This window comes from Nocardioides sp. BGA-UO-ETr-FS32, from assembly GCF_059567905.1.
The window spans coordinates 250,311-261,923 of record NZ_JCAQOX010000007.1 but is presented as its reverse complement, the minus strand read 5'-3'; the positions used below and the strand labels follow the sequence as shown (position 1 = coordinate 261,923).

10 protein-coding genes are annotated in these 11,613 nt (G+C 68.9%); 3 read left to right on the top strand and 7 right to left on the bottom strand.

All coding sequences use genetic code 11. The features are described 5' to 3' along the window. On the top strand, positions 1-1,217 hold a 1,217-nt coding region (locus tag AC57BS_RS04045; protein ID WP_496410184.1), incomplete at its 5' end, for an HNH endonuclease signature motif containing protein. A 72-nt stretch (positions 1,218-1,289) separates the two neighbouring features. Here the strand turns inward: AC57BS_RS04045 and AC57BS_RS04040 are convergent. Further along, positions 1,290-2,258, bottom strand: a complete 969-nt coding sequence (locus AC57BS_RS04040) for an alpha/beta fold hydrolase (protein WP_496410183.1) — start codon at positions 2,256-2,258, stop codon at positions 1,290-1,292. 72 nt (positions 2,259-2,330) lie between these two features. Here AC57BS_RS04040 and AC57BS_RS04035 point away from each other — a divergent pair, with 72 nt between their 5' ends. Next, on the top strand, positions 2,331-3,011 hold the full coding sequence (locus AC57BS_RS04035) for a winged helix-turn-helix transcriptional regulator (protein ID WP_496410182.1): 681 nt from the start codon (positions 2,331-2,333) through the stop codon (positions 3,009-3,011). A 401-nt stretch (positions 3,012-3,412) separates the two neighbouring features. On the opposite strand, the gene AC57BS_RS04030 is transcribed toward AC57BS_RS04035, so the two are convergent. Next, entirely contained in the window at positions 3,413-5,050 is a 1,638-nt protein-coding gene (locus tag AC57BS_RS04030; RefSeq protein WP_496410181.1) for a LuxR C-terminal-related transcriptional regulator, read from the bottom strand. Positions 5,051-5,222: 172 nt separating this feature from the next. On the opposite strand from AC57BS_RS04030, the gene AC57BS_RS04025 reads away from it, so the two are divergent. Beyond that, positions 5,223-6,056 carry an alpha/beta fold hydrolase gene (locus AC57BS_RS04025; RefSeq protein ID WP_496410180.1) on the top strand — a complete coding sequence of 278 codons (834 nt, stop codon included), beginning with the start codon at positions 5,223-5,225 and terminating at the stop codon, positions 6,054-6,056. A gap of 154 nt (positions 6,057-6,210) precedes the next feature. Here AC57BS_RS04025 and AC57BS_RS04020 read toward each other — a convergent pair whose 3' ends face one another. The 5 genes from AC57BS_RS04020 to AC57BS_RS04000 form a co-directional block, all read right to left on the bottom strand. After that, positions 6,211-6,393, bottom strand: coding sequence for a hypothetical protein (locus AC57BS_RS04020; protein ID WP_496410179.1), 183 nt, complete (start codon positions 6,391-6,393; stop codon positions 6,211-6,213). Positions 6,394-6,621: 228 nt separating this feature from the next. Next, the gene (locus AC57BS_RS04015; protein ID WP_496410178.1) at positions 6,622-6,837 is read right to left on the bottom strand and encodes a hypothetical protein; all 216 of its coding nucleotides are present in this window, start codon (positions 6,835-6,837) and stop codon (positions 6,622-6,624) included. Between the two features lie 531 nt (positions 6,838-7,368). Further along, the gene (locus tag AC57BS_RS04010) at positions 7,369-9,990 is read right to left on the bottom strand and encodes a S8 family peptidase (RefSeq protein ID WP_496410177.1); all 2,622 of its coding nucleotides are present in this window, start codon (positions 9,988-9,990) and stop codon (positions 7,369-7,371) included. A gap of 283 nt (positions 9,991-10,273) precedes the next feature. Then, the gene (locus AC57BS_RS04005; protein WP_496410176.1) at positions 10,274-11,020 is read right to left on the bottom strand and encodes an HpcH/HpaI aldolase family protein; all 747 of its coding nucleotides are present in this window, start codon (positions 11,018-11,020) and stop codon (positions 10,274-10,276) included. 82 nt (positions 11,021-11,102) lie between these two features. After that, a complete protein-coding gene (locus AC57BS_RS04000) occupies positions 11,103-11,507 on the bottom strand; it encodes an NUDIX domain-containing protein (RefSeq protein WP_496410175.1) in 405 nt (134 codons plus the stop codon). Positions 11,508-11,613 lie beyond the last annotated feature (106 nt).

The window sequence follows — 11,613 nt, the reverse complement described above, 5'->3', positions numbered from 1 at the left end:
CGGTCGTGGCGTGTGCCGCGGTCCTCGACGGTGCGCTGAAGGACGTCGCGTCGGTGGAGCCGGGGTTCATGTCGGTGGGGGAGAAGCAGGCCGCGCTGACGGCGCTGGCCTCCGTGCGCTCCCAGCTCGACGCACTGACCGCGCGGGTGCTGGCGGCCTCGGGTGACGTGGCTGACGCGCACGGGCTGCGGGACGCGGCGGCGTGGCTGGCAGGGCAGACCCGGGCCACGCAGCGTGAGGCGCGCCGTGACCTGGCGTTGGGTCGGGCGCTGGAGCAGCACCCGTGGGTCGCGTCGGCGTTGACGTCGGGTGGGTTGCGGACGGAGCAGGCGCGGGTGATCGCCGCGGCGGTGGACGCGCTCCCCTCCCATGTCGACACGCAGACGCGCGAGGCCGCGGAGTCGGTGCTGCTGGGGCTGGCGGAGCGGCACGACGCGCGTGAGCTCAAGCAGATCGGCAAACGGATCCTCGACGTGGTCGCCCCCGAGGTGGGGGAGTCCCACGAGGCGGCCGTGCTCGCGGCGGAGGAGGCCCGCGCGGCGGCCACGGTTGACCTGACGATGAGTGATGACGGTGAGGGGCGCTGCCGGGGCAGCTTCGTGCTGCCGTCCCACGTCGGCAAGATGCTCAAGCGGCACCTCCTCGCACTGGCCAACCCGGCCCGCCACACCGAGGCCGAGCTGCGTGAGGAGTCGGGTGAGTGGAAGCCGCTGCGCCGCCGCCTGGGGGAGGCGTTCGTGGAGTACGTCGAGCGCTACCCCACCGACGCCACACCACAGACCGCCGGGGTCAACGCCACCGTGGTGGTGACGATGACCCTGACCGACCTGCTGGCCGAGCACGCCACCGCGCTCCTCGACGACGGCACGCGGATGTCCGCCGGGCAGGCACGCCGGCTCGCGTGCGAGGCCGGGATCATCCCCGTCGTCCTCGGCACCGACTCCCAGCCCCTCGACATGGGACGCCTGCGCCGGCTGTTCACCAAGGCCCAGCGCATCGCCCTCGGGCTGCGCGACCGCGGCTGCACCGCCCGCGGGTGTGAGACCTCGGCATCGGGCTGCCACGCCCACCACGACGACCCCTGGTCCCGTGGGGGACTCACCGACCTGACCAACGGCCGGCTGCTCTGCCCACGCCACCACCGCCTGGCCCACGACTCGCAGTACGCCATGACCATCCACGCCGACAACAAGGTCACCTTCGCCCGGCGGACGTAGACCGACGGGATCGGATGCGCTCGCCGGAACTGCCCAGCGGGCGGGGCGCATCTGCCTGCCGCAAACCGCCCACTATGACGCGTCCGGTCGCTCCCGAGTGTGCGCTCTTGGCCCCGTCGCCAGGACGAAGTCCTCTATCAGGGCGGCCACCCGATCCGGGTTGCCCAGCTGGGGCACGTGCCCAGCGGGTAGTGCCTCAAGGCGGGCGTGCGGGATCTCGGAGGCGAGTGCGCGCGCTTGGGCCAGGGGTACGACGGGATCGTGATCGCCCCAGATCATCAAAACGGGCACCGCCAGTCGGCGGAGGTCTTCGCGGCTGAGCCGCATGCTGGTTCGGAAGCCGCGTGGGGAGATCAGCGCGCGGAGCTCGGCCAGGTTGGCGTGGGTCGCCACCGGGTCGCGGGCGCCGGCGACGAGGGAGTCGAGCAGGTCAGGGTGCCGCTCGATGGATTCCGCCTCGCCCATCGAGGCCATCATCTTGAGCAGCATCCGCCGGCCTGGCTTTACTGCGCGCACCATGAGGTCATCGATCCCCGGAGTCGCAGTGAGCCGCAGCGGGAGAGGCAGGCGACCACCGGGAAGCGTAGGTACGGAGCCCAGCATGATCAGCCCGCGGACCCGCTCCGGGTGGGCCAAGGTGTACCAGGTGGCCCAGATGCCGCCGCCTGAGGCACCGACGAGGTGCGCGGCGTCGAGCCCCAGGGCGTCCAGCATGTCGCCGACGAAGCCAACGGCGTACTCGCGAAAGTCTTCCGGTCGGAAGGCCTCTGGGTCGCTGAGACCGCATCCGGGTCGGTCGACCAGGTAGGAGCAGATGCCGGGAGTCCGGGCTGGCAGCATCAGGTGGGAGAGGGACGAAGTATTGGTGCCGTGCAGGTGCACCACAGGTGGGCCGTCGCCGGTCTGCACCACATGGACGCGGCGCCCGGAAGGGCGCGAGACGAATCGTCCGTGCGCGTCGGCGGCGCCCAGCATCCGGCGGTACAGCTCTTCGATCTCGGGGGTGTGCCGAAGCGCTGGCTCGGGACGGCGGGTGGCCATGCGCCCCACAATCCCTCCGACGGCGGAGGTCGCATAGTTCTGGATTCGAACTGCTGGTGAGACACTGGGACGGTGGGCTCGCGCGAGTTCCCCGGTTACTGCTCTTTCACCAAGGCCATCGAGCACCTCGGCGACCGATGGAGCCTGCTCATCGTGCGCCAGCTCGGCGTGTTCGGTCCGCTTGGCTTCAACGAGCTGGCGCGCTCGCTGCCGGGCCGGATCTCCCGTTCGGTGCTAACCGAGCGGCTCAGACGGCTGGAGACGCTGGGTCTGGTTTCGCGGGAGGAATCCATCGGCTATCGCCTGACCACGGTCGGCGCCGGGTTGATGCCTGTGCTGTACTCCCTGCGCGGCTGGGCCGAGACGTGGCTTCCCGACGACCCGGCCATGATGGAGCGCGATCCCGACGTCGTCCTCGGCTGGCTGGCCCAGCGAGTGTCCGCGGAGCACCTACCAGCCGAGCCGGTGGTGCTGGAGTTCTGGTTGAACGAGCACGATCGGCGCTACTGGTTGGTGGTGCAGGAGCGCCTCGCGCCGTACGGGTGCTTGATCGATCCGCTGCTGGACACCGGCCGCTACGTGTACCTGCGGTGCGCGGTCTCGACGCTGTTGGCTCTGGCGCGCGGCCGGCAAGGGTGGTCAGACGCGTTTGCCGACGGGTCGCTCACCGCTACCGGCGAGGCGGACCTGTGCCGCCAAGTGACGGAATGGTTCACTCCGCTCACGGCGCCGATCACGTCAGCGGCCGGCTGACCCGCGTGCGGAAGCTCGCCCAAAGCGCGTGCTTCCCTGCATGAGCATCAGTTGGGATGGTGTCGCCTGCGGGCTCGTAGGCAGTCCGCCCGGGAGTCGAGTGGTCCGATGGCCCGCCGTTGTGGACACCAGGACTGCGGCGACTACGGCCAGGGCGAACCCAACCTGCTGATGCCCCTGTCTGCGTCGCGTGCCCTGGCCGCGGCCGGTCGTGGGAACCTCAGCCGGCGACTCCAACCCCTGACCACCGTCCAAAGCGCTTTGGCCGGGGTGCGTCAGTAACGCCGCCTGCGCGCATACGCCGAAGCGCGTGCGCTCCGCCTGCTCACTGCACAGACAGCGCTCTTCCAGACGCGCGTGGTGTCCTCATGTCGACTCCGCCACGAAATGGACTCTCGAGCTCAGATGGCGCCCATCTCGACGAGGCGGTGCTTGATGCCGTAGGCGACCGCGGCTGTACGCGAGTCGACGTCGAGCTTGGTGAACATGTTGGCCACGTGGCGATGGACCGTGCGCTCGCTCAGGTGCAGTTCCTTGGCGATCGCGCGGTTCGACCTGCCGCGGGCGAGGAGGCGGAGGACCTCGATCTCCCGTGGGGTGAGGCCGTGTGTCTCGGAACCAGGGCCCGTGGGAGCGACGATCCGGGCCAGATGAACCAGATCCGGACGCGCGCCGAGCCGTTCGAAGGTCTCCGAGGCCGCTGAGAACTGGAGACGCGCACCATCATGGTCAGCGAGTGCGTGGCAGGCCTGCCCGATCAGGACGTTCAGCTTGGCTACCTCGTACGGGGCATCCTGCTCTTGCCAGGTGGCGACGGACCGACGGAGCAATGGCAACGCATCTCCCGGGTCGCCCTCGGCGAGGGCTAGCGCGCCCCTGACGGCGAACCTCTCGGCCACGATGACCGGCATCGTCAGCTCCGCGGTGATCTCCTCGAACTCGCTCACGGCACCCCGGGCCGCCTCGATCTGCCCCTTCTCGAGGTAGATGGCGACTGCGGCCTTCAACAAGTCCAGGCGGTCGGGCTTCGCGGTCACCTCGGTCAACGCCCGACGGACACCGGCCGACGCGGCGTCGGCGTCACCTTGGGCGAGTCTGAGGAGGGCGAGTCCCGGCTGTGTCGGGCAGCCATGTCCGGCCGCACGGCGGTAGGCACCTTCGGCGGCATCCCACTCGCCACGTAGCCGCCGGACCTCCGCCAGCTGGTAGTACGCGTGGCCGCAGACCCACCCGGTGTAGCCGTCGAGGTCCTCACAGACCGCCGTGATCTCGTCGAGGGCGTCTGGCCAGACGCCGTTGAGGCACATCAACCGTGAGCGGTAGATGCGGCAGTTCCCGAGGTACGCACCTCCCAGACTACTCAGCGAGTCGAGCCACCTGGCCATCAACCGGTTCCAGGCTCGGGCGCGCGCGAAGTCGCGGGCCAGACAGCACCCGCGGACGGCGGCGCAGTAGACCCAGGGGGTGACGCGCGGAGACAGGCCATCGCCGACGAGGGCCATCGCCTCCTCCAAGCGATCGAGCCCTTCCTGGAGCCGCCCCTCGTCGATCAGGGTCTGGCCCCACATACTCAGCGCCCAGGGGACCACCTCGCCCTGACCTTCGTCGACGATCGCCGCCAGCAGCTCGTTGGCGCGAGAACGGTTGCCCGTCGTCCCCTCGAACATCGCCTCGGGGATCTGGAGCCACAGGCTGGTTGCCGTGGCCGGTCCCAGCGTGCGGCTCGTCTGCTTGAGCCAACCGCTTGCCCGGACGATCTCATTGGTGTTCAACAGCACCCACCACAGCCAGAAAGCGACTTGCGCCGCCTCATCGACCTCACCGGCACCGACCCGGAGGTCGAACACACGGTGGAGCAGGGCCACGGCCTCGTCACCCCGGGCAGAGACCTGGGCCGCCTCGGCAAACGCTTCGAGATCCTCGACAGCGAGCGGCTCTTCGGCGTCTGCCGCGGCGTACTCCGTACACGCCGCCTCCCACCGGGATGCCGCGTGAAGCTCCCGCGCGCGGGCCAGGTGTGCCGTGGCCACGGCCTCCATGGCTTCAGCATGGCCCACCGAATCGGAGTTGGGTAGTTGTACCCACACCCTCGGACTCGGGTTGGCAGCCAATGCCGATCCTGCCGGCTGCGCGGTCCGCCAGTCTCGAGATCAGAGGCTCGCACGGCGGCGGGCACCACAGCGACACGACCGACGAAACAAGGGGGTTGCCATGAAGACGACGAACGTGGACGGCGTCGATCTGGCCTACGACGTTCAAGGTGAGGGGGAACAGGTGCTGTTCATCCACGGCGCGATCTGGGCCGACTTCCTTCGCCCGTTGGCCGACGAGCCAGCATTCAGCCGGTTCCAGAGGATCCGCTACCACCGGCGCGGGTACGGCAAGTGCCGCGCACCGGCGGGTGGCTTCGACATGCAGCCGGCCGACATCGTGACGCTGCTGGACCACATCGGAGTGGAGCGAGCACACTTGGTCGGCCACTCCGAGGGTGCGATGATCGCACTCGTCCTCGCCGCCTCCCACCCCGATCGGGTACGGACCCTGGCGCTGCTCGAACCACTGCCGTCGGGCACCTGGCTGGCTTCCAGCGACTTCGCGGACCTGCCGGGAACTCTGGGACCGGCGTTCGAGGCGATGGCCGGTCGCTACCAGGCGGGTGACATCGCAGGCGCCTACGATGCGCTCTTCGAGCCGACTGGCCTGGACTGGCGCGCGGCGGCGCAGGCCGTAGGGCCCGGCGCCGTCGACCAGGGCATCAAGGACGCCGCGACGTTCGTCGAGGGCGAAGCCTCCACATTGATCGAGTGGGACTACGGGGTCGAGCAAGCTGCAACGATCGACCGCCCAGTGCTCTCGTGGAGCACCGCTTCGGACAACCCGATCAACCCCGCCACCCGAGCTTTCCTGTACGAGTTGTTCCCGGAGCGCGAGGAGGTCATCCTCGAGGGTGGAGATCACTTCTCGGTCGCCACGGACCCGGCCGCCGTAGCCCGGCCGATCGCCGAATTCTTCTCCAGGCACAGGGTGGCCGCCGCGCTCACATGACGCGCGTCGACGCAACGACAGGGGCGGTACGGGGCCAACGCCGAGTCCCGGATTCGACCGAACTTACCTTCGACCTGACCTTGCAATCGCAGGACTCGTGCGGTTCAAGGAGCCGCGTCGTATCGCCGCGTGTACCCTCCGCGTTTCTCCGGTCCTAGGGAGATGACTCGGCCTCCATGTCTGACATGGCCTTGGTCAGTCCAGCAACTGCGCTCGAGAGACCGAGGTAGCGCGGGTTCGCGTTGGACTTTGGATCGCAGTAGCGATCGCGGATGTAGCGGATACGCTCCTGCATTGCTCGCATCTCGCCGATCGCATCGTCATAGGAGGTCGTCATAGGAGGTCGTCATGATCCGATCAGACAGGTGGGGACGGCTGACTGTCGAGATTGCGAAATCTGGTTGTGAACTGCGAGGAGCGTGCCTGCCAGTGCGTCAAACCGCGGCGTACCGGGGTGCTGCGGGTCGACCCGGTGCGCCTTCGACCAGATCGGGGAGGGTCGTTGTGGTGTGGCATTGCGGATCCCTCTGGCGCGGCGACGGCCGGGACGACATGCTGCCCGGGGTCAGCGCGCGGGCTGGTTGCCACAAACCACGTCGAAGTAACGAATCAAGTCGAGCTCCATCGCCGCGTCGTGATCTCCGCCGGTGTCCATATGGATGTCTCCGTGGTCGTCCTGCCACGTGAGGGTGAACGGCTGAGCGCTGGGTGTCCATTCGGCGGCGAGCCCGCAATCTCGTGCGGTGATCCTCAGGCGGATCCGCTCCAAGGAATGGTTCACCGAGAGTCTGACAGGTAGCGCGGAAGCTCGAATCGCGAGGCTTCCGCCGGATCGGTGGATCCTCGTGACTGTCGCGATGCCGGGACCCGACCGTGAAGCAGCACCGCGTCGATCAGCAGCGGATCGTTCCCGCCGGTGCCGTTTCGACGATTCGGTTGTGTGGGCGTCACAACCCCGCTCAGGACGAGCCGCACTTCGGTACCGGCCGCGGCCGGCGGGGAGGGCGCTCTCGCGTCCCTGGGCGACCAACCGTCCAAGCACCAGGCCGCACCACCACCGCCAATGACACCCAACACGAAAGCAATGAGGACAACGCCGCGACGTCGCCCTGTCGGCGTGAGCCGGTCGAGCAACGGCGCTCGAGTGCGACCACTCCGCAGGATCTCTCGCTCCGGCGCCGGGAGCTGATCCGAGGGATCCACTCGAGAAACGATACGCGTCGCGCGTCCCCTGGGCAGGTGCCGAGTGTGGCTACATGAAGTGTGGGCTGAACCCGCGCACGGGTGCGCGATCCTCCGTGGGTGAGCGCGATCAGTGCGTGAAGCCGATCGGGGGCAGCATCCTGAGCTGGGCTCCGTCGGTGAAGCGCGAGACCCGGACGACGTAGGCGCCGGAGTCGAGGCCCTCGGTGTCGAGCAGCAGCGCCTCGTCGGTCTCGCGGGCCTCTCGGATCACGGAGCCCTCGGCGTCGAGCAGCTCGATGCGCAGGTCGTCCGCCGCCCCCGCGAAGACCAACGCCGGTCCCTCGCCCCGGTCCTCACCCACCTCGTGAAGATAGTGGGTGATCGGGTCGAACAGCTCCACCGGCGGCGGGTCGCCCCACCACTTCGGGATCAGCTCGAGCTCCTCCTGCAAGGGGCCGGGGATCTTCCTGGGGTCCGCGGTCATCCGGGTCGAGATGCGGTAGCGGGTGACCCTCTTGCCGGAGACTCGCAGGTAGCAGGTGCTGTCTGGCGGTGGATGGTCCGTCATGGCGCGCACGCCTGGCCATGAGCGGAGCACCGCACGTGAGGCGTCGTACAGCTCGACGTCGACAGGCTGGTCGGCGTCGTACACCGAGACCGTTGGTTGACTGAAGATCGTCGACGCAGGCACGTCGAGCCTGAACCAGTCGTCGTTGGTGCCAAGCTTGGTGCGGCCTCCGATCCACGGCGACAGGAACAGCTGCGCGTGCAGTGTCGCGTCGTAGGCGCCAGGACCCCATGTGCGCAGCGCGAAGAACGGCCAGGGCGGGGCCACGAACAGCATCCGAGCGGCGGACTCGAAGGAGTCGTTCACCTCGAACTGGTCCTGGGCCAGGGTGGCGCTCGCGCGCGTGACCTGGAGCCGGTAGCCCGTGACGCCGGCGCCACCCACGCGCACGCGGTATCCGCCGGGTGGCAGGAGTCCGGTCAGTGTCGAGCTGCCGGTGCCCGACGACCCGCCCCTCGTCATCTCGTCGGGGCCTCGCGCATCAGGGTCGTCCGACTCGACGGCGACGAAGAGCTTGCCGAGCCGTTCGTACCAGGCGACAGCGATGGTCACGGTGGAGAACTGCTCGACGGTGAAGTGCCAGTAGTCCGGATCGTTGGCGGTCGACCTCGCGGTGAACGGTCCTAGGCCGGGCTGGAGTGCGCCGCCCGGGCCGGTCGGGAGGAGTCCCCGCGCCGTGGCAGCGGTGTTGTTCGGCTCGTTGGTGTCGGGCAGGGTCTGCTGGACGGCGGCGAAGAGAGCGGCAAACGCATCCATCCCCTTGCCCACGGGCCCTGCACCGTTCCACGCGGTCTCCACCAGCAGCCGACGGATGTCGTGGGCGGAGAGCGACTGGTTCGCGCTGCGCATCATCGCCGCGACGCCCGCGACGATGGGCGCGGCGAACGACGTACCGCTGGGTCGGGATCCCGCCGGGTTGTTGCCGTCGGGTGCCACCGGTATGGCCGTGCCCGGCGCCCAGAGGTTGACCGAGGATCCGTGGTTGGAGAAGCCTGCCTTGTTGTCGGCAGCATCCAGGGCCCCGATCGTGAGCACACCGGGAGTGCGGGTGGCGGGCCGGATGTTGCGATCATCAGGAAGGTCGAGGTCGTCGTTGCCGGCGGCCGCGACCATGACGACGTCGTTGTCGGCGGCAAACTGGAAGGTGTTGTCCCAGCTGCTCGTCGGGAACCACAGCTCGGTCTGGCCCCACGTGCCGATGCTCATGTTCAGCACGTCGATTCCCCAGGCCGCGCACATCCGCACGCAGCGCAGGATCTGGTCGATCGAGATGTCGGTGAGGAACAGCATCGGCGTCGCGACCGTCCCGCCGCTGCCGGCCGCTCCGGCCGCGTTGTTGACGATGCCTGCGCCAGAGCTGGCCACGGCGTTGCCGTGCCACGCCATCCCGCTCGGCGCCATGCCGCCGGCCGGTGCGCCCTCATTGGTGAGGTTGATCTGCATGACCCCGGCGCCGAGATCGGATGCAGGCTGGCCGGGCGCGACGATGGGCGCACCGGAAGCATCGAGCCAGAAGCCGCGGTCGAGGACGGCGAGTACGACGAAGGGGTCGCTGCGGAGCTGCCGGATGGAATCCATCAGCTGCCAGGCCTCGACCATCCGGGACCTTCCGGCAAACGCAGTCCAGGTGAAGGGGTTCGCCCCGACTCCGGGCACGTTGCCCTCGGTGGCGCTCGCCAGCGGCATCGACAGCGGCTCGCCGAGGAGGTTCAGGCCGATCGGCCGGCCGTCGAGGGCGAGCTGCGTTGCCACGGCGGCCACGGCGGCCCCGAGCTCGGAGGTGGCGACGACGCGGCCGTACACGTCGCGCCCGTCGCGAACCGCCCGCTGCAGCAGGTCGTCCTGACCGTCCACCCGAGGCGGCCGGCTGAACCGCATGCGGACGACTTCGGGAGCCTCGTCGGCGACGTCGCGTTGCGTCGCATGCAGCTGTTCCGGCGGATCCGGCAGGGCGCGGTCGAGGATCACTTCGGCGCTGTGGCGACCGACCAGCTCGTCCACGAGATCGCGGTCGGCCCCGTCGACGATGACTTCGTCCGCCACGTAGCAGGTGGCGGTCGCGTCCTCGGGCCCGAGGGCAGCGATCTGACGACCGGTCGTGCGACTGCGCCACTGTGCGTAGCGCGCCAACAGTCCGCCCTCGTCGATGGGCACCCGCTCGTCCCGTGGTCCATCGCTCATGGGAGCCACCCGTTCTCATTGCCTGTCGAAAAGCGGAGTGCGCCGGCGGGCAGAGCTGTGTCACGGGCGCATGCCGGGTGTCGGCATGGGATCTGTAGGGCTTTCAGAGTGTTCCTGACACTCGCGTGCCGTCAAGGAAACGGAGCACCCGAGGTGCCTGCGGCACCCAGCCTTGTCGTCCGGACCCGTCATGACACCGTCCCCTCACTCGTGGATGGTTGTCATCCCGTTCCTGGGTTGCCGCTCGCGAAGCACCCCCGGCACCCGATCCATTCCGCCGCGATCAGGCGTGGCCCGTCTCCCGTTGGCTACGGGCAACGTCGAGGTGGTGCGTCGCGACCTCACCCAGCGAGACAGAGTCCACGGAGACGGTCACGATGGTTGCTCCCTCAGCGGCATAGCGCGCGGCGTCGTCTCCGTTGTAGGCGTGGACACCGACAGGCATTCCGGCGGAGACGGCCCGGGCGATGATCGAGGACAGGATCTGGCGCAGGTCCGCCGAGCGATCCACGCCTGCGAGCTCCAGGGACAAGGACAGGTCCCCAGGGCCGACGTAGACCCCGTCCAGACCCTCCACCCGCAGGATGGCGTCGAGGTCGTCGAGTGCTGTCCTGGTCTCCACCATGACGATGACCAGCGGCTGATCGGCTCCACCTGACAGACGGCCGATGGACCGCTCACCGGCTGGGGCGTAGCGGGTGGCGGCGACGACCTCCCGGGCGTGATTGGCGTCGCGTACGTTCGGCACGATGACGCCGCTGGCACCGAGGTCGAGCGGGCGCCCGACATCGGCGAACAGCGGGCTGCGTGTCCGCACCAGAGGAATCGAGCCTGCTGCCCTGATGGCCGCGGCGACCCCGGGAAGCTCGGCTTCTGTCGCAGCGCCGTGCTGCAGGTCCACGACGACGAAGTCGGGACCGGTCCTTGCGAGCACCTCAGCGGTCACGACGCCTGGCAGCAGACTCCAAAGCCCGTGACACGGCTGTCCCTCGGACCACCGCCCCCGTACGCCGTCCTCGTTGATAGGCATGCCGACATCCTTCCTTGGTCCGCCGGGCTGTGATGGGCAGGTCGGTCAGTAGGACCTACGCGGCCGAGATCAGCGCGTGAGCCTAACCGCGAAGGCTCCGCATCGCGTCGACCAAGGCCGTGCGTGCGAGAACGTGAGGGGGAGGAGGCAGTTCCTCGACCCCGAACCAGCTCATGCCGTCGTGTTCCGCCGGAGCGACGTTCAATGGCGTTCCCTGCCATTCACGTACGAGCCAGGCGCTCAGGACGGTCGGCGCATCCGCCGACCCTGCGGTGAGTCGACACAAATGAGACACCGAGCCCGTGGCAATCTGCACTCCCAGCTCCTCCTGCAGCTCCCGGACGAGCGCGTCCAGCTCTGACTCGCCAGCCTCGATGAGACCACCGGGCAAGTCCCACACGTCCGGGTTGGCACGCTTGTCCGGCCGCCGATGCACGAGGAGGACACGATCGTCGCGAACCAGCGCGCCTACGACGACCTCATGCACTGCCCCACACAAGCACACACGACCGACACTCGAACGACCGGCTGAGCCACGGTCGGTACTTCCCCCAATCTCCAGCTCCGCACGAAGTGCGGCATTCCGCCGCGAC

What these genes read in the sequence shown, in the direction of transcription:
- AC57BS_RS04040 (WP_496410183.1), bottom strand. Translation starts at nt 2,258, where the DNA reads ATGGCCACCCGCCGTCCCGAGCCAGCGCTTCGGCACACCCCCGAGATC.
- AC57BS_RS04030 (WP_496410181.1), bottom strand. Translation starts at nt 5,050, where the DNA reads ATGGAGGCCGTGGCCACGGCACACCTGGCCCGCGCGCGGGAGCTTCAC.
- AC57BS_RS04025 (WP_496410180.1), top strand. Translation starts at nt 5,223, where the DNA reads ATGAAGACGACGAACGTGGACGGCGTCGATCTGGCCTACGACGTTCAA.
- AC57BS_RS04020 (WP_496410179.1), bottom strand. Translation starts at nt 6,393, where the DNA reads ATGACGACCTCCTATGACGATGCGATCGGCGAGATGCGAGCAATGCAG.
- AC57BS_RS04010 (WP_496410177.1), bottom strand. Translation starts at nt 9,990, where the DNA reads ATGAGCGATGGACCACGGGACGAGCGGGTGCCCATCGACGAGGGCGGA.
- AC57BS_RS04005 (WP_496410176.1), bottom strand. Translation starts at nt 11,020, where the DNA reads ATGCCTATCAACGAGGACGGCGTACGGGGGCGGTGGTCCGAGGGACAG.